This window comes from Arthrobacter sp. D3-18 (assembly GCF_054408525.1).
Genome location: NZ_CP096440.1, coordinates 2,010,413 through 2,026,912, shown reverse-complemented (window position 1 = coordinate 2,026,912; position 16,500 = coordinate 2,010,413). Strand labels below are relative to the sequence as shown.

Below are 16,500 nucleotides of genomic sequence, written 5' to 3'. Positions count from 1 at the left end.
GGCTTGGAGTGAAAGAATGACTTCACACCAGCGTCCGGCCATGACGGGCCGGCCATCCCAAAATCTCCGGAGGCACCACTTGCCAGGCCTGAACCTTACGCGCGATGAAGCCGCCACCCGCGCCGAACTGCTCAACGTCGAGTCGTACGACGTCACCCTGGACCTGACCCAGGGCGCTGAGACCTTCGGCTCCACCACTGTTGTGAAGTTTTCCGCGGAGCCGGGATCGTCCACCTTCATCGATGCCATCACTGCGGCGGTCCACAGCGTGACGTTGAACGGCACCGAGCTGGACCCTGCGGAAGTCTCTGACGGCGTCCGCATCCAGCTCCCGGATCTGGCAGCGGACAACGAACTCGTGGTGGTGGCAGATGCTCCCTACATGAACACGGGCGAGGGACTCCACAGATTCGTAGACCCTGTTGATGGCGAGGTTTACCTCTACACGCAGTTCGAAGTTCCTGACTCGCGGCGCATGTTCGCCGTTTTTGAACAGCCCGACCTGAAGGCCAGCTTCACGTTCACCGTTACTGCGCCGTCGCATTGGGACGTGATCTCCAACTCCCCCACGCCGATTCCAGTTGAAGCTCCTGCCAGCGAGGATGGCACTGAGCGTTCAGTGTGGGAATTCGCTCCCACTGCCCGGCTGTCTTCCTACGTCACGGCCTTGATCGCCGGGCCGTACCAATCGGTCCGCTCCGAGGTCACCAGCTCAGACGGCCGCGTCATCCCTCTGGGAGTATTTGCCCGGAAGTCACTCATGCAGTACTTGGACGCGGACAACATCTTTGAACTGACCCGCCAGGGCTTCGAGTTCTTCGAGGCACAATTCGGGTTCCCGTACCCGTTCGGGAAATACGACCAGCTGTTCGTCCCGGAGTTCAATGCCGGAGCCATGGAGAATGCCGGTGCCGTGACCATCTTGGAAGGCTACGTTTTCCGTGGAAAGGTCACGGGCGCTCAAATTGAGCGGCGCGCCATCACGGTCCTGCACGAACTGGCGCACATGTGGTTCGGGGACCTGGTGACCATGCGTTGGTGGAACGACCTCTGGCTCAACGAGAGCTTCGCCGAATACATGTCTCACTTGGCCGCCGTTGAGAACACTGAATTCGATCGGGCGTGGACGACGTTCGCCTCCGTGGAAAAGTCCTGGGCCTACAAGCAGGACCAGTTGCCCACCACGCATCCGATCTTTGCCGAGATCAACAACCTCGAAGACGTCGAGGTCAACTTCGACGGCATCACCTACGCCAAGGGCGCTTCCGTGCTGCGGCAGTTGGTGGCCTGGGTGGGTCCGGAACAGTTCATGGCCGGTGTGCGCACGTACTTCGCCAAGCACGCTTGGAAGAACACGGAGCTCGCTGACCTCATGGTGGAGCTCGAAGCTGCCTCCGGCCGCGACCTGGACGCGTGGGGCAAGCTTTGGCTCGAAACTGCCGGCGTGAACACGCTCGCCCCGGAGCTGTCCGTTGCGGCGGACGGCACCATTGCCGATTTCGCGATCCTGCAGACCGCGATCGACGAACAGCCCACGCTCCGCCCGCACCGCCTGGCCGTTGGCTTCTACACGCTCTCGGGCGAAGGGAAGCTGGAGCGGACCCACCGCGAGGAACTCGACGTTGACGGCCCCCGCACCGAGGTACCTGCCTTGGTTGGCAAGGCGCGCCCGGACCTGATCCTCTTGAACGACGACGACCTCGCGTATGCCAAGGTCCGCCTCGATGAGCACTCCCTTGCCACCGCCAAGGCCCACCTGAAAGACTTTGCGGCCAGCCTGCCCCGCACTTTGGTGTGGGGTTCGGCCTGGGACGCGGCCCGCGACGGCGAAACTCCGGCCCGCGGCTACGTGGAACTTATCCTGGCGAACATTGCTTCGGAAACAGACTCCTCCGTCATCCTGGTGCAATTGCGTCAGCTCGCCACCACCCTGAGCTATTTCGTGGCCGCCGATCACAAGCTTGACTCGACGATCGCGGCTGCGGACAAGTTGTGGGACCTCGCATCGTCCGCTGTCGCGGGATCGGATGCCCAGTTGCAGTTCGCCAAGTCGTACGCCCAACTGGCACGCAGTGGCGGACAGTTCGACCGTATTCAGGCCCTTTTGGACGGTTCGGAGACCCTCGAAGGACTCAGCATCGACCAAGACATGCGGTGGGAACTGCTCACAGCCCTTGTTGCCGGCGGCCGGCAGGGCCAAACGCGGATCGACGAGGAACTTTCCCGGGATAACACTTCCAACGGCCAAAATGCAGCAGCCCAGGCCAAAGCAGCCATCCCCACCCCGGAGGCCAAGGCAGCAGCTTGGGACTCGATCGTGGTCAAGGGAGAACTCTCCAACGCCTTGCAAGCCTCAGCCGTGGCCGGCTTCATGCGTGTCGTGGACACCGCTTTGTTGGAACCTTTCGCGGAGAAGTACTTCGAGGCCGTACCTGGCATCGTTGAGGAACGAACTCACGCCTTGGCCCAGCAGATCGTGGTGGGCCTTTACCCGGCGCAGCTCACAACGCGGGCCACGGTGGAACGCACGGACCAGTTCCTGGCCGGTCTTCCGGAGGAGAGTGCAGCACTGCGCCGCATGATGCTGGAAAACCGGGACAGCGTAGCCCGGGCCCTGCGCGCACGGGCAGCAGACGTCTAAGCCTGCAGCCTGATGAGGCCCGTGCGGACAGTTGTTGCCCCAGAGCTAAACTATCCGCATGGGCCTCCACGAACACCATTACGCGCTGACCGTCCGCTGGACCGGAAACCTCGGCGAAGGGACTGCCAGCTATCGGGGATATTCCAGGGACCACGACATTGAAATCAACGGCCTGCCGACATTGAAGGGCTCAGCAGATCCGACGTTCCACGGCGACCGGACACGCTACAACCCGGAACAGTTGCTACTTGCAGCTCTCTCGCAATGCCACATGTTGTCCTTCCTGCACGTGGCCGTCAAGCATGGTGTGGTAGTCACCGGCTATGAGGACAACGCCGAAGGCCTCATGAAGCTCAACCGGGACGGCAGCGGGCAGTTCGAAACCGTCACCCTGAAGCCTCACGTCACTATCGCCGATCCCGCCCACGAAAGCTTGATCCCGCAGCTTCACCATGAAGCCAACCAGGTCTGCTTCATTGCCCGCAGCGTCAACTTTCCGGTCCTCCACGAACCGATCACGACGGCGGCAGCAACCTAACGCTGTTCGAGCTGCCAGAGTGCCACGAGCCTTTGTTCCGTTTCACGGCTCAAGCCGGCTTTTCGGTCCCTGTCCAAGCCTCTCGCCCGCTCATCCTCGAGGGTGGCCGCCAGGGTTTCCTGCCACGGCCTCAGGACCATTCCGCGCTCACGTGCCGCCCGGTTGCTCCGCGCCTGAAAGCCGTCGTGACCAGCCGGGAGCCACAGGGGCAGGGAATCCGGGCCGGACCAGTACTCGACACCGTGCTCCACGAGCCAAGCCTCGTCAGGCCGGATGACGTCCTGGGCCGCTCTGTCCTTTGCTGAATTTCTGTCCCTTGCTGAGATTCCGTCCCCTGCCGGGGTTCCAACCGCCCGCTGGGACTCGGCGATGTAGTCCTCGAACCGCACTACCTCTCCCAAGGCGTTGTAAATTCCCGTCAGCCCTTCCTCCGCGGATTGCAGGATCCACGCGGCGAGGTCCCGGACATCGATGATCTGCGTGGCGTCATCCGGGATGTCCGGGACCAGCACCGTGTCCGTGTTCGCAGCGAATCGGGCAGGCCAATAACCGTATCTTTCGGTGCCGTCCCCGGGTCCGCCAATGAGTCCCGCCCGGACGATATGCGCCTTCTCTCCCACAGCGGCAAGAGTCATCTGCTCGATCGCCGATTTGGACTCTCCATAGGTTTCCGGAGTGCCTGACTGGCCTTCAGGCAAGGGCTCCAAAAGGGCCGCGTTCTCATCCGCGTCAGGTATTGAGTGGTCCGCGTACACGGAGCAACTTGAGACGAAGTTCCAATGCGCGGTGGAGGGGCCCAGCACGTCCAGTGCCACACGCGCCTGTACGGGATCCCGGGAGACATCCACCACTTCGTCCCAGCGTCCGTTTATTTCCGCGAAGGCCGTTGCACCCGCCGCACGGTCGCTCCTTACCCACGTGACGCCGTCGGGCGGGTTTGTTGAACTGCCGCGCGCCAAACAGGTGACGTCATGTCCGGCTTCAACAGCCTGCCGGGCGATTTCTGCTGACAGGAAGGCGGTACCGCCCAAGACCAGGATGCGCATACCGTCACGCTACGGCGCTAGGGTTGTAGGTGGACAGAGTGTTCCGCGCCCGGCGAACACGGGCCGACGACAAGGAGCTATTCCACCTTGACCTCCATCCCCCTGGCGGAAACCATCAACATCGAACCCGAAAAAATCGACCTCATGTCGATCCTCATCACAGTGGGCGTAGGCTTGGCTGTGTGGATCGTGGCACGGTTCATCATCCTGCGCATTACGCGACGAGTCTCGGCGGGCAGTTCTTTCTTCAAGAAGCCGCACTTCAAGTGGGTGCAACCCGCAATCCGTGCATTGGACCATGAACGACGCTCCCAGCGCGCCGAGACCATCGGCTCGCTGCTGACGAGCCTGGTAAGCGTTGTGGTGGTGGTGATCGTGATCATCTACGTCCTCAAATACATGAACGTGGACGTCGCGCCGCTCCTGACCAGCGTGGGCATCCTCGGTGTTGCCATCGGTTTCGGCGCCCAGCAGCTGATCCGCGACTTCCTCGCGGGAATCTTCATCACCATAGAGGACCAATACGGAATCGGTGACGTCATTGTTACCAGCGAAGTCATTGGTACCGTTGAATCGGTGGGCCTGCGCATCACTCGGGTCCGCGCTGAGGACGGTGCCATCTGGTACCTGCGCAACGGCGAAATCCTCCGCGTGGGCAACCGTTCCCAAGGCGATTACGTGCCGCTGGAAACACCTGACAACAGCGACGAGCCCGGCGCTGCAGCTGCGCCCGTCACAGCAGGCGCCCCGCGCGTCACCAAAGCCGAGGAGAAGTCCAATGAATAACACTGCAGGTGGGCAAACGCCAGCGCCCCAGGCAGGCCCCCGACGCCAGCTGATGCAGAACGACCCGTTCAGCCAGCCCGCCTACACGGACAGCTTCTACGCGGCAGTCGGTGGCCATGAAACGTTCGTCAAACTCATCGACGTCTTCTACGACGGCGTAGCCACGGACCCGCTGCTTCGACCCATGTACCCCGAAGAGGACCTCGAACCGGCAAAGCGCCGCTTCCTCATGTTCCTGGAGCAATACTGGGGCGGACCCACCACCTACGGTGAAGAACGCGGCCACCCACGGTTGCGCATGCGCCATATGCCCTTCCGGGTGACACCGGAAGCCAAGGACCGCTGGTTGTTCCACATGCGCACGGCCGTGGACTCTTTGGAGCTCTCGCCGTTGCATGAGGGCACGCTATGGGACTACATGGAGCGTGCGGCCCTGACCATGGTCAATAGCCCTTCGGCCGGCCCCGACGCATAAGACCTAGAAGCCGAGCCCCAAGCCGGCTCCCGTCCGGACCAGCACATGGCCGCGGGGGCCGCTCAGACGGAACCAGCGGCCATTGCGGAAGACCTTCTGCTCGGACTCACCCAGGAAACCCAAAGCGAATGCGGCGAAAGCGGCACCTGCCGGCAGACCGTCCAGACCGGGCAGCTCCCGGCCCCACACTGCAGCCCTGGCCGTGTTGACCACCGCGGCGCCCGCCAAAGCCGGAATGACGCCGGCCACCTCCGCAATGCCGGCCTCCGCCGCAGCCTTGAGGTCGGCGTCGGGAACTGTTCCTTGGGCTTCCCAACCGGTCCGGGGCGCGCCTACACCCGCCCAGGATTCGGAAACGGTCGACGGCGGGACGGGCAGTTCCACATCTTCGGCGCCTGATCGGGCCAAGCGGTCCATGACGGAAGCAAGCGTCACGGTGACGTCGGCTTGGGCAGGCTCAGCCAGGGCCATGGTGCGCAGGCCAAGAATTGTAGGGGTTGACTCGCCAAGGATGCGGGGCCTCAGGACACACACGTAGGCGGCCAGGACATTGCCCGCGGCCTGGAGGCGGATGGCGCCGTCGTCGATGCTCTTTGCTCGCGTAACGAAGGTGCGCAGGTCAGCGAGGTCACGGGAATCGGCGAAGCGGAAGGACTGGGTCAAGACGTCTGTCACATCATCGACTCTACCGGCATGTCCCCGGTTGAGAGGGGTTGGGGTGCCGTCTAAAGTCGAACCATGACTGACACGAACGCTGGCCTTGAGGTGGAAGCACCCGTAGAGGACCCCATGGAAGTGCTGATTGGCCTGCTGGATCTTGGTGACTTCGACGGAGCCCGGACCAATGAGGACATTTTCCTGGGGCCGTCCCAAAAGCAGCCCCGGCACCGCGTTTTTGGTGGCCAGGTGTTGGCGCAGTCCATGATGGCCGGCATGAGGACCGTTGAGCCGGACAGGGTGGCGCACTCCATGCACGGATACTTTCTCCGTCCGGGTGATGCCAACAAACCCATCACCTTCGGTGTGGAGAGACTGCGGGATGGCCGTTCCTTCTCGGCCCGCCGCGTACACGCCTACCAGGACGGTGTGCCGATTCTCTCAATGATCGCTTCCTTCCAGGTGGAGGACAGTGGCTTGGACCATCAGGCACAGATGCCGGAAGGCATCCCTGATCCGGAATCCCTGCCCAGCACCGCCGAGCTGTTGTCCCACTACGATCACCCCATGGCACGGCACATGTCTTCAGAGCGGCCCTTCGACGTCCGTCACATCGACCCCGCCCTCTATGTGTCCCCACCCACCGATCATGTAGCTACCAATGCCGTCTGGATGAAGACCATGGGCCCCCTTCCCGATGACCCCAACCTCCACCGGGCCGCCTTGGCGTACGCGAGCGATTACACGCTGCTGGAACCTATCCTCCGTAAGCACGGCTTGGCCTGGATGACGCCGGGCATGAGTGTTGCCAGCCTCGATCACGCGATGTGGTGGCACCGCCCCGTGCGCGTGGACGAGTGGATGCTCTACGTTCAGGAATCTCCCAGCGCCCAAGGTGCCCGGGGACTCGCCACAGGACGCATCTTCAACCGCGAAGGCCAGCACGTCGCCACGGTAGCCCAAGAAGGCATGGTCCGGATTCCGTAGCCCTGCCTTAAAGCCAAGAGGCCGATCCCTGCTGGGACCGGCCTCTTGTGTTTTGCGGCTTACTACTAGTCGCGGGTCAGGCGGCGGTGCGTTACACGGTGCGGCTTCGCGGCATCGGGGCCGAGGCGCTCCACCTTGTTCTCCTCGTAGGAGTCGAAGTTGCCCTCGAACCAGTACCACTTGGAGGGGTTCTCGTCGTCACCTTCGTAGGCGAGGATGTGGGTCGCAACCCTATCCAGGAACCAGCGGTCGTGCGATACCACTACGGCGCAACCCGGGAATTCGAGAAGGGCGTTCTCAAGGCTGCTCAGGGTTTCGACGTCGAGGTCGTTAGTAGGTTCGTCAAGGAGCAGGAGGTTGCCACCCTGCTTGAGCGTCAGGGCCAGGTTCAGGCGGTTGCGCTCACCACCGGAGAGGACACCCGCCTTCTTCTGCTGGTCCGGTCCCTTGAAACCAAACGCCGAAACGTAGGCCCGCGAAGGCATTTCAACCTGGCCGACCTGGATGAAGTCATGGCCTTCGGAGACAACTTCCCAGAGGGATTTGTTGGGATCGATGCCGCCACGGGACTGGTCCACGTAGGAGATCTTCACGGACTCGCCGATCTTGAGCTCACCATCGTCCAAAGGCTCCATACCGACGATCGTCTTGAACAGCGTGGACTTACCAACACCGTTGGGTCCAATAACGCCGACGATGCCGTTGCGGGGCAGCGAGAAGGAAAGGTCTTCGATCAGCACTCGATCGTCGAAGCCCTTCTTCAGGTTCTTGGCCTCGATGACCAAAGAACCCAGGCGCGGTCCCGGCGGAATCTGGATCTCTTCGAAGTCCAGCTTGCGGGTGCGCTCGGCCTCGGCAGCCATTTCCTCGTAGCGGGCGAGACGTGCCTTGGACTTGGTCTGGCGGCCCTTGGCGTTGGAGCGCACCCACTCAAGTTCTTCGGTGAGGCGCTTGGAAAGCTTTGCGTCCTTCTTGCCTTGGACCTCAAGGCGGGCTTTCTTCTTCTCCAAGTAGGTGGAGTAGTTGCCTTCGTACGGGTAGAGGTGGCCGCGGTCGACTTCTGCGATCCACTCAGCCACGTGGTCCAGGAAGTAACGGTCGTGAGTCACGGCAAGAACGGCGCCGGGGTATTGAGCCAAGTGCTGCTCGAGCCAAAGTACGCTCTCGGCGTCCAAGTGGTTGGTGGGCTCGTCAAGGAGCAGGAGGTCGGGCTTCTGCAGGAGAAGCTTGCACAGCGCTACGCGGCGGCGCTCACCACCGGAAAGGACTGTGACATCCGAGTCAGCCGGCGGGCAGCGCAGCGCGTCCATGGCCTGCTCAAGCTGGGAATCGATATCCCAGGCATCCGCCGCATCAATGGCTTCCTGAAGCTTGCCCATTTCGTCCAGGAGCGTCTCGTAGTCCGCGTCCGGGTTGGCCATTTCTTCGGAGATCTCATTGAAGCGCTGGATCTTGCCGTAGATCTCGCCAACACCCTCCTGGACGTTGCCCAGGACGGTCTTTTCCTCGTTCAGCGGCGGTTCCTGCAAGAGGATGCCCACGGTGTAGCCGGGGCTCAGGCGGGCCTCGCCGTTTGACGGGGTGTCCAGTCCGGCCATGATCTTCAGGATGGTGGACTTACCAGCACCGTTCGGACCCACGACGCCGATCTTCGCGCCCGGGAAGAACGACATGCTGACATCGTCCAGAATAAGTTTGTCGCCAACGGCCTTGCGAGCCTTGGTCATCGTGTAAATGAATTCCGCCATGCCCTTAAATCTAATGGGTAGGCGTACATAACTCACATTCGAGCCCCGCGGTGGAGCTAGCGGGCGTCTCCCACGAAGCATTTTCCGGTGGCCAGCACAGGCAGCACTGTGACCACCACCCCGCCGTCCCGGATCTGCCCCATGACGCAACTCTCCCCCGCAAGTGCTGCGGCTTCCATAGCGTCCACATCAAGGCCCGTGGGCGTACGGCTTACGGACACCTCTACGTTGGCACTGGGGATACCTGCCGAGACCAAGGCCGCGCGCAGGGTTTCGCGGTCGGGCTTGGGGTTGCTGGCTACCAAGGCCTTGAGCGTTGACTCCACGGCAGAGGTGGCTGCGACAACAGCCGGATCAACGGTAGCCGTGGCCTGCGGACTCGCGGACGGTGACGGAGTAGCCGCGGGCTGAACGGCGGATGGCGCAGGCGATGGAGTGCAAGCGGTGACCGTCAATGCCGCGGCTATCATCAGCGACAATCCAGCGACGCTGACTTTCGATGCGTCTGATTTCGTGCCATATGCCTGTGCGGTTCTCCTGCTCATCACCTAGCCATTCTGCCATCCACAAACAGGTGGGCCATTCACATGCGAGCGCCATTCACAGGGCGTGCTGACGGGCGTAGCGTTTTCCCAGGCAAGGTACAGCGCTTCCAAGTGACATTTCAGGCCAGGACGATAGGTGGACTTGCAGTATGCGTGGACCAACAAGTGGGCCGATCCCTGATGCGGTCGCATCGACCACCATTGCTGCCCCGCCTGAAAAGGTATGGGATGCCCTGACTGATCCGGCCCTCATTCGGCTGTATTTCCTGGGAACCAATGTCACCACGACCTGGCGCGTGGGCGATGACATTACGTACTCCGGCGAGTACAACGGCAAGCGGTACCAGGACAGCGGCACCATCCTTGCTTTCGATCCTCCGCAGTTGCTGAAGACCACTCATTACAGTCCATCCTCGGGGCTCCCTGACGTTCCCGAGAACCACCACACTGTGGAATACAGCGTGACTGACGAACCTGACGGAACAAGAGTGGCCATCAGACAGGGCAACAATTCGAGTGAGGAAGAAGTGGAGCAGTCCACCGCAACTTGGGAGTTGGTGCTCCGAAATCTCAAGGAATTACTTGAGTAAGGACGCTAACGAGTCAGTGCTTTAAGGCGGACATCCCCCTTGGACGCTGTTCCAAGGGGGATGATTCGGTGCCCCAGGAGGGAATCGAACCCCCGACCGGCGGATTAGAAGGCCGCTGCTCTATCCCCTGAGCTACTGGGGCGCACTCGCGTCATGACCACACGGGCCGCTGGCGCCACAAAGAGTTTACAGTGCTATCAGCCAACTGCTTGCCATCCCATGGAACGTGCTTCTACTCCTCCACAGGTGCCGTTATTCACATAGGCGCATGAGGCACTCCCCTCCCTGACTTCCCTGGATGAAGCTGAAAGAGCCGGACAGGCACTTCACTACACCGAGAAGGACCACCATGAATGACATGATCACCGTCCGGGGCTTCGTGGCCTCGGAGGTCAAGAGCTCCACCACTACACGGGGCACGTCCACGGCATCGTTTCGTCTGGGAACCACGGAACGCCGCTACGACCGCGCCACCAACACCTGGGTGGACGGAAACACCAACTGGTACACGGTCCAGTCGTTCCGCTACTTGGCCGGACATGTTGGATGCAGCGTGAAAAAGGGACAGCGCGTTCTCGTCGTTGGGAAGCTCCGGTTGCGGCAATGGGAACATGAGGGCCGTGTCTACCACGTAGCCGAAATCGACGCCGAATCAGTGGGACATGACCTCATGTGGGGCTCTGCCAACTTCACCCGAATGACCGGCGCCTCAGCCCCTGCCGATGCAGCACCTGCTGTTGAGGCACCCGGCACCCCTGACCGCAGCAATGACTGGGACTCGGACGACCACGAACAAGTTCCACCGGAAGACGAGTCCATCGTGAGGGACGTTGACGGTCCTGATGGCACCGGTCCCCTACTAGTCAACACCACAACAGGCGAACTGGTGGGTGCCGGCGTGTGATCGTTGCACCACGATTCCGGCGTCCACGGGACCAGCAACGCGGGCCCGGCCTATTGTGGGTCCATGGAACACGGCCATCCTGCTTCGAAGATCGAGACAGCTCCTGCCACCTGGGCGGCTGTTGAGGAATTGTTCGGAACCAAGGGCGAACCCTCCCGGTGCTGGTGCCGGTGGTTCGCCCTTACCGGCAATGATTGGGCCGGAACATCGCCCGGTGACCGCAGGGAATTGTTGAAGTCATCGTTCCAAACAGGTCCTGCGCCCGGCGTACTGGCGTTCCGGGATGGTCGTCCGGTCGGCTGGTGCGCAGTGGAACCACGAGCCAAGTATCCGCGCCTGAAACGGTCCCAGGTCCTCAGAGAGGCAGGTCTTCGGTCGGAGGACGGCCTCGATCTTTGGGCCGTCAGTTGCTTTGTTGTAGCACCGAACCACAGGCGCACCGGAGTGTCGTCCGCTCTGCTTGCTGCCGCGATGGATCACGCTTTCAACAACGGTGCGAACGTCATCGAGGCCTATCCGGTGGATACGGATCATAGGACCAAAGCGACGGCCTCGGACCTGTTCCACGGCACGCTTTCTCTTTTCAAGGCTGCTGGCTTCAGTTCCGTGTCCGAATCAGTTCCCGGCCGGCCGGTGGTACGCCTCAAAAAGCGTGGGACGGCTCGATAAGCAGTGTCGGCAAACTACGGCAAAGTGAGGATCATGGGGCCATCAGCCGTGATGGCTACGGTGTGTTCGCTGTGGGCGGCGCGTCGCCCGCTTGCCGAACGAAGAGTCCACTCGTCCTCGTCGTGGTAGTAGTCGTCCTTGCCGCCCAGGATCAGCATGGGCTCAATGGCAATGACCAGACCTTCTTCGAGCTTCATACCCCGGCCAGGCCGTCCGAGGTTGGGGACGGGAGGTTCGGCGTGCATTGTCCGTCCTATGCCATGCCCGCCATGATCGGCCAACAGCCCGTATCCTGCACGTTTCGCCTCGCCACCAATCGCATAGGCAAGGTCACCCATTTTGTTTCCTATACGGGCTGCGTCGATGCCGCGGGCAAGCGCTTCTTCTGTCGCTTTCACCAACTCATGATCTGCAGGGTCTCCGGCCCCTACGACGAAGCTGACGGCTGCATCACCGCACCAGCCTTCCACGAAGGCACCACAATCGACGCTGAGCAGATCGCCGTCCTCCAGTACGTATCCATTGGGGATCCCGTGCACCACGGCATCGTTGACGCTGGTGCAAATGACACCGGGGAACGGCACGGCCGCCCAACGTGGGTGGTAGTCCAGGAAGGCAGGTTTTGCGCCGGCATCGGAGATTACGGCGGCAGCGACGTCGTCGAGTTCCTTAAGTGAAACACCCACATCAGCTTGCTCCCGGACTGCGGACAGTGCATTGGCCACTACGCGACCGGCCTCGCGCATCATCGCGATTTGGTCCGGTGATTTCAGCATTGACATCGAGATTCCTTCGTTGTTGCCGATATGAGTCAGGGAGCTGCTGCCGTGCAAAGGAACAGCGGGTCGAATATGCCCACTCTACGGTGGCCGAACAGCGGGGACCACAGTTCTCGCGCAGTGGCTCACACCCCTTCATCCATCACCGACCTAGAGTTATGGCATGAGCCCCAATGTCCTCGTGGAGTCGATCCGATCAACACTCCGATCAGCCGCTGATGCGGAACGGGGTGCCGGAGCTCAGGCTTATTTGAAGTCCGATATGCCTTCTTGGGGTGTCCGGGTTCCCGAGGTTCGCAGGATAGTGAAGGAAGCAGTAAAGCAGTTCCCGGTGACCTCGCCAGCTGAGCTGCAAAAATCCGTTCTTGAGCTGTGGCGCAACGCGGAGGCCCGTGAAGAGCGGTACGCAGCCATCGACCTGACAGGCCTGCGAATGGTCAAAGAAGACCTGCAGATGCTCCCCCTATATGAGGAAATTATCCGGACGGGTGCATGGTGGGACCTCGTCGATGGGGTCTCACATCGGATCTGCGCGCTTCTTCTTGCGCACCGGCCCACGATGACGCCGGTACTGCTGCAGTGGTCCACTGACCACGACATGTGGATTCGCCGGGCGGCGATCACCGCACAGCTAGGGGCCAAGTCAGAGACTGATACTGGCCTCCTGTCAGCGGTCATCTCCGCGAACCTCGCCGACAATGAATTCTTCATCCGCAAGGCCATCGGGTGGGCGCTCCGTGAGTACAGCAAAACAGATCCAGCATGGGTCAAGGCGTTCGCTGCCAACAACTCAGCCGCGTTGAGTCCGCTGTCCGCCCGCGAGGCATTGCGGCTGTTGCCGTCCGACTGACGCGGAACGCAGCAGGCCGGACAGGGCCGGGACTTCAGATAATCGGACGCAGTCCGGATTCGTCCCGCACCCGGAACAAGCTCTTGGTCTTCGGATCCATGAAAATCAGGTAAATGGCGAAGAACAACGCAATAACAGCCGCCCCGATCCGGGCCAGCAACAGTGCCAAGCCCAGGTCTTCACTCTGAAGGTACGGGAAGACGTCCAACTGGTCGGAGATGGCGTAGACCATGAAGAATGACACAACGAAGTACAGTGCCTTGACCTGCCAGTCGTTGCGGATGCCGGTCACGGCAAACAGAGGGATCAACCACACCACGTACCAGGATTGGATCATTGGTGCCAGCAGGACAATGGCAGCAAATGCCAACGTAAGCCGCCGCATGAGCCGGTCGTAGTCTCCCCGGAAGATCATCCAGGCAACAGCAGCAACCATGAGGACCTTGCCGGCGTCATAAACCACCTTGGCCATGACCTGGCCGTCCAACCCCAAAACGCTGGAAATCGATCCGACAGCCAACCCGATAAGACCAACGGGCGCATACCAGATTGCTACGCTCCCGGGCGCCGACAAGCCGTTGATCCAACCGAACCCGAAGCCGTTGACCAGGCTGAGTGCATAGAGGAGCCCGAAGCTCAGAGCCGCTGTCAGGAACCAGTAGAGGAATCTGCGCGGCCATGAGGCATGCTTGCCGGCCCACAGAAGTCCAATGAAGGGAAGGAATACCACCGTGATCGGTTTGACTGAGATTGAGAGCGTGACCAGCACCAGTCCGCGAATGACACGGTGGGTTGCGCAGTAGTACAGGCCTGCCAGTGCCAGCCCGATCATCAAGGCGTCGTTATGGACGCTGGCAATGAAGTTAGTGAGAAAGAGCGGATTGGCAGCTGTCAGCCATAGTGCCCTGTGGGGATTTACACCATGGAGTTCGGCCAGCTTCGGCACGTAGATGATGCAGAGAACCACACCGACTGCTGCGACGAGGCGGAAGAGCATGATGCTCGCTTCCGGCTGCACGTTGGTTACCCAGACTACGAACTGCTCAATCCATAAGAACAACTGACCGTAAGGAACTGGCGCTTCGGTCCACTGCTTGTCAGCTCCCAACTGGAAGTAGTTGGGCAGCGCCGATATGCCGTTCTCATAAGGATTGATGCCCTCCACCATCAACCGGCCTTGGCCGATATACGCGTAAACGTCCCTGCTGAAGAGGGGAACAGTGAACATCATGGGCAGACCCCAGGCCACCACCGCCTGCAGCGTGGCTTTTCGGGCTTCCATTCCCCAGACCCGGACCCGCTGGCCCAGACGAAGCCAGGCGCGGACGAGCAGCATGCCGCCGATGGCCAGTAAAACAATGGAAAGTCCGACGCCCACACCTTCAGTGCGCATCCAGATGAAAAGCGGTAGGCGGCGAAGTTCCGAAACCGGAGCAAGCCACCCAACCCCCAGTGAGCCAAACACCATGAACATGGAACCAACGAACCCGGCGATCAGCGGCGAACGTGCGTTATCTACCTCGCCGGCAACGGCGTCAGCCGACGGCGTCGCTGTCCCTGCCAACTGGGCGGCGGGTACTGGCACCGTCATGTAGTCGTCATCCAATCGTTCACCCGCTGTGTTCGGGTCAAAATTCTGCGTCATGGGGGCTTTCGGCAACAGGAAGAAACGACACTGCCGCGCTCAAAAATCGTACCATCGGAGCACTTGGAAGCCACTGAGGGATAGGCTTGGCGCGTGCCTATTACTAATGAACGCATCGTCTGGATCGACTGCGAAATGACCGGCCTGGACCTCAAGAACGACGCCTTGATCGAGGTTGCGGCGTTGGTGACGGATTCCGAGCTCAACATTCTGGGCGACGGCGTAGACGTCGTCATCAAGCCGGATGACGCAGCACTGGAACAAATGAACGACTTCGTGCGGGACATGCACACCCGCTCCAAGCTCCTGGACGAGCTCCCCCACGGCAAGACCATGGCAGAGGCAGAAGCACAGGTCCTTGAATACATTGAGAAGTGGGTGCCGGATCCCCGCAAAGCTCCCCTGGGTGGAAACTCTGTGGGAACAGATCGTATGTTCCTTGCCCGGGACATGCCCAACATCGTAGAGCACCTCCATTACCGCGTGATCGACGTCAGCACCATCAAAGAGCTCTCACGCCGCTGGTTCCCGCGCGCGTACTTCCAGTCACCGGCCAAGCATGGCGGTCACCGCGCCCTGGGTGACATCAAGGATTCCATCGACGAGCTCCGCTACTACCGCCAGGCTGTCTTTGTTCCGGCGCCTGGACCGGACACGGCAACGGCACAGCGCATTTCCAAGGACATCATGGCTACCGCAGAGACCCTGGGGTCCAGCGAAAAAGTGTGATCTGCACCATTTTTCGAGGTTTTTTCACCAAAATCGGCAAAAGTGGACTTTGCACCCCAAAACAGCAGGTAAGCTATTTGTCGTTGCCTTGAAGGAAAGCCGGTCAAACGGTTCAGCCCAAAAAAGGCACATGGTGGGCTTAGCTCAGTTGGCAGAGCGCCTGGTTGTGGTCCAGGAGGTCGCGGGTTCAACCCCCGTAGCTCACCCCACCGAGATTGGCTCCAGAGCCGGTTTCCACAAAGGCCGCACCGGTTATCCGGTGCGGCCTTTGCTTTTAACCTAAAAGCGGACCAAGGCCGCTTCCGGACCGCAGCGCTAGACGAAGGAAAAACTGAGATGACCGTCCTGCCAGTCACCATTTGGGGCGAACCTGTTCTGCACCGCCGGGCAAGTGAAGTCGAGGCTTTCGACGACGAACTCCGCGCCTTGATCGCGGACATGTTCGAGACTAATGACGCTGCCAACGGCGTAGGGCTCGCCGCGCCCCAGATCGGCGTGGGCAAACGCCTTTTTGTCTACAAGTACGCCAACGATGACGACGTCCCCGAACAGGGTGTTGTAGTCAACCCCGTGCTGACGCTGTCCAAGGTCTCCGGCGCACTTCCGGATCCCGATGAACACGTTGAGGGCTGCTTGTCCTTCCCCGGCGAGTACTACCCGCTGCAGCGCGCTGAATGGACACGGGTTCAGGGCTTTGACGGCGACGGCAAACCCCTGGATTTCGAAGCGACAGGCTGGTTCGCCAGAATCCTGCAGCACGAGTTCGACCATTTGGACGGAAAACTTTACGTCAATCGTCTCGTGGACCGGTACTCGAAGAAGGCCCTCAAGCAAGCCAGGAAAAACGGCTGGGGCGTGCCGGGCCTGACCTGGATGCCTGGCGTCGACCCTGATCCGTTCGGGCACTAAGC

General features: G+C 61.1%; 17 protein-coding genes and 2 tRNA genes. 12 read left to right on the top strand and 7 right to left on the bottom strand.

The window, feature by feature from the left end; all coding sequences use genetic code 11:
- The first annotated feature begins 40 nt into the window (after positions 1-40).
- Positions 41-2,641: an aminopeptidase N gene (gene pepN / locus M1D89_RS11570; protein WP_498650945.1), complete on the top strand. Its 2,601-nt coding sequence runs from the start codon at positions 41-43 to the stop codon at positions 2,639-2,641.
- Between the two features lie 58 nt (positions 2,642-2,699).
- The gene (locus M1D89_RS11565) at positions 2,700-3,179 is read left to right on the top strand and encodes an OsmC family protein (RefSeq protein ID WP_498650641.1); all 480 of its coding nucleotides are present in this window, start codon (positions 2,700-2,702) and stop codon (positions 3,177-3,179) included.
- On the opposite strand, the gene M1D89_RS11560 is transcribed toward M1D89_RS11565, so the two are convergent.
- Positions 3,176-4,225: an NAD-dependent epimerase/dehydratase family protein gene (locus M1D89_RS11560; protein ID WP_498650639.1), complete on the bottom strand. Its 1,050-nt coding sequence runs from the start codon at positions 4,223-4,225 to the stop codon at positions 3,176-3,178. The genes M1D89_RS11565 and M1D89_RS11560 overlap by 4 nt on opposite strands.
- Positions 4,226-4,312: 87 nt before the next feature.
- Between M1D89_RS11560 and M1D89_RS11555 the strand changes: the two genes are divergently transcribed.
- Together M1D89_RS11555 and M1D89_RS11550 are read left to right on the top strand one after the other, a co-directional pair.
- Positions 4,313-5,011, top strand: coding sequence for a mechanosensitive ion channel family protein (locus M1D89_RS11555; protein WP_498650637.1), 699 nt, complete (start codon positions 4,313-4,315; stop codon positions 5,009-5,011).
- On the top strand, positions 5,004-5,486 hold the full coding sequence (locus tag M1D89_RS11550) for a globin (protein ID WP_498650636.1): 483 nt from the start codon (positions 5,004-5,006) through the stop codon (positions 5,484-5,486). Before M1D89_RS11555 ends, M1D89_RS11550 begins: the two co-directional genes overlap by 8 nt.
- A gap of 3 nt (positions 5,487-5,489) precedes the next feature.
- Here the strand turns inward: M1D89_RS11550 and M1D89_RS11545 are convergent, their stop codons facing one another.
- A complete protein-coding gene (locus M1D89_RS11545; protein WP_498650635.1) occupies positions 5,490-6,161 on the bottom strand; it encodes a DUF8185 domain-containing protein in 672 nt (223 codons plus the stop codon).
- A 63-nt stretch (positions 6,162-6,224) separates the two neighbouring features.
- Between M1D89_RS11545 and M1D89_RS11540 the strand changes: the two genes are divergently transcribed.
- The gene (locus tag M1D89_RS11540; protein WP_498650633.1) at positions 6,225-7,130 is read left to right on the top strand and encodes an acyl-CoA thioesterase; all 906 of its coding nucleotides are present in this window, start codon (positions 6,225-6,227) and stop codon (positions 7,128-7,130) included.
- A 65-nt stretch (positions 7,131-7,195) separates the two neighbouring features.
- Here M1D89_RS11540 and ettA read toward each other — a convergent pair whose 3' ends face one another.
- Both ettA and M1D89_RS11530 read right to left on the bottom strand, forming a co-directional pair.
- On the bottom strand, positions 7,196-8,878 hold the full coding sequence (gene ettA, locus M1D89_RS11535) for an energy-dependent translational throttle protein EttA (RefSeq protein WP_011775070.1): 1,683 nt from the start codon (positions 8,876-8,878) through the stop codon (positions 7,196-7,198).
- Between the two features lie 56 nt (positions 8,879-8,934).
- Positions 8,935-9,423 (bottom strand): DUF6993 domain-containing protein, encoded by a 489-nt coding sequence (locus M1D89_RS11530; protein ID WP_498650631.1) that lies wholly within the window; start codon positions 9,421-9,423, stop codon positions 8,935-8,937.
- A gap of 149 nt (positions 9,424-9,572) precedes the next feature.
- Between M1D89_RS11530 and M1D89_RS11525 the strand changes: the two genes are divergently transcribed.
- Positions 9,573-10,013 carry an SRPBCC family protein gene (locus M1D89_RS11525; protein WP_498650629.1) on the top strand — a complete coding sequence of 147 codons (441 nt, stop codon included), beginning with the start codon at positions 9,573-9,575 and terminating at the stop codon, positions 10,011-10,013.
- Positions 10,014-10,082: 69 nt separating this feature from the next.
- On the opposite strand, the gene M1D89_RS11520 is transcribed toward M1D89_RS11525, so the two are convergent.
- Positions 10,083-10,155 (bottom strand) — tRNA-Arg (locus M1D89_RS11520).
- A 207-nt stretch (positions 10,156-10,362) separates the two neighbouring features.
- Here M1D89_RS11520 and M1D89_RS11515 point away from each other — a divergent pair.
- Positions 10,363-10,917 carry a single-stranded DNA-binding protein gene (locus tag M1D89_RS11515; RefSeq protein WP_178994851.1) on the top strand — a complete coding sequence of 185 codons (555 nt, stop codon included), beginning with the start codon at positions 10,363-10,365 and terminating at the stop codon, positions 10,915-10,917.
- A gap of 63 nt (positions 10,918-10,980) precedes the next feature.
- Entirely contained in the window at positions 10,981-11,586 is a 606-nt protein-coding gene (locus M1D89_RS11510; protein WP_498650626.1) for a GNAT family N-acetyltransferase, read from the top strand.
- Positions 11,587-11,600: 14 nt separating this feature from the next.
- On the opposite strand, the gene map is transcribed toward M1D89_RS11510, so the two are convergent.
- Positions 11,601-12,368 (bottom strand): type I methionyl aminopeptidase, encoded by a 768-nt coding sequence (gene map, locus M1D89_RS11505; RefSeq protein WP_498650624.1) that lies wholly within the window; start codon positions 12,366-12,368, stop codon positions 11,601-11,603.
- A gap of 160 nt (positions 12,369-12,528) precedes the next feature.
- Between map and M1D89_RS11500 the strand changes: the two genes are divergently transcribed.
- Positions 12,529-13,215 carry a DNA alkylation repair protein gene (locus tag M1D89_RS11500; protein ID WP_498650623.1) on the top strand — a complete coding sequence of 229 codons (687 nt, stop codon included), beginning with the start codon at positions 12,529-12,531 and terminating at the stop codon, positions 13,213-13,215.
- A gap of 34 nt (positions 13,216-13,249) precedes the next feature.
- Here M1D89_RS11500 and mptB read toward each other — a convergent pair whose 3' ends face one another.
- The gene (gene mptB, locus M1D89_RS11495) at positions 13,250-14,806 is read right to left on the bottom strand and encodes a polyprenol phosphomannose-dependent alpha 1,6 mannosyltransferase MptB (protein ID WP_091469565.1); all 1,557 of its coding nucleotides are present in this window, start codon (positions 14,804-14,806) and stop codon (positions 13,250-13,252) included.
- A 147-nt stretch (positions 14,807-14,953) separates the two neighbouring features.
- Between mptB and orn the strand changes: the two genes are divergently transcribed.
- From orn to def, 3 genes are all read left to right on the top strand, one after another.
- On the top strand, positions 14,954-15,589 hold the full coding sequence (orn, locus tag M1D89_RS11490; protein WP_083848079.1) for an oligoribonuclease: 636 nt from the start codon (positions 14,954-14,956) through the stop codon (positions 15,587-15,589).
- A gap of 133 nt (positions 15,590-15,722) precedes the next feature.
- A tRNA-His gene (locus M1D89_RS11485) sits at positions 15,723-15,798 on the top strand.
- Between the two features lie 127 nt (positions 15,799-15,925).
- A complete protein-coding gene (def, locus tag M1D89_RS11480) occupies positions 15,926-16,498 on the top strand; it encodes a peptide deformylase (protein WP_498650621.1) in 573 nt (190 codons plus the stop codon).
- Positions 16,499-16,500: the final 2 nt, after the last annotated feature.

Bases quoted from the DNA above. Each gene is read 5' to 3' on its own strand.
- pepN (WP_498650945.1), top strand. From the start codon at position 41: ATGACGGGCCGGCCATCCCAAAATCTCCGGAGGCACCACTTGCCAGGC.
- M1D89_RS11565 (WP_498650641.1), top strand. From the start codon at position 2,700: ATGGGCCTCCACGAACACCATTACGCGCTGACCGTCCGCTGGACCGGA.
- M1D89_RS11560 (WP_498650639.1), bottom strand. From the start codon at position 4,225: ATGCGCATCCTGGTCTTGGGCGGTACCGCCTTCCTGTCAGCAGAAATC.
- M1D89_RS11550 (WP_498650636.1), top strand. From the start codon at position 5,004: ATGAATAACACTGCAGGTGGGCAAACGCCAGCGCCCCAGGCAGGCCCC.
- M1D89_RS11540 (WP_498650633.1), top strand. From the start codon at position 6,225: ATGACTGACACGAACGCTGGCCTTGAGGTGGAAGCACCCGTAGAGGAC.
- ettA (WP_011775070.1), bottom strand. From the start codon at position 8,878: ATGGCGGAATTCATTTACACGATGACCAAGGCTCGCAAGGCCGTTGGC.
- M1D89_RS11530 (WP_498650631.1), bottom strand. From the start codon at position 9,423: ATGAGCAGGAGAACCGCACAGGCATATGGCACGAAATCAGACGCATCG.
- M1D89_RS11525 (WP_498650629.1), top strand. From the start codon at position 9,573: ATGCGTGGACCAACAAGTGGGCCGATCCCTGATGCGGTCGCATCGACC.
- M1D89_RS11515 (WP_178994851.1), top strand. From the start codon at position 10,363: ATGAATGACATGATCACCGTCCGGGGCTTCGTGGCCTCGGAGGTCAAG.
- M1D89_RS11510 (WP_498650626.1), top strand. From the start codon at position 10,981: ATGGAACACGGCCATCCTGCTTCGAAGATCGAGACAGCTCCTGCCACC.
- map (WP_498650624.1), bottom strand. From the start codon at position 12,368: ATGTCAATGCTGAAATCACCGGACCAAATCGCGATGATGCGCGAGGCC.
- M1D89_RS11500 (WP_498650623.1), top strand. From the start codon at position 12,529: ATGAGCCCCAATGTCCTCGTGGAGTCGATCCGATCAACACTCCGATCA.
- mptB (WP_091469565.1), bottom strand. From the start codon at position 14,806: ATGACGGTGCCAGTACCCGCCGCCCAGTTGGCAGGGACAGCGACGCCG.
- def (WP_498650621.1), top strand. From the start codon at position 15,926: ATGACCGTCCTGCCAGTCACCATTTGGGGCGAACCTGTTCTGCACCGC.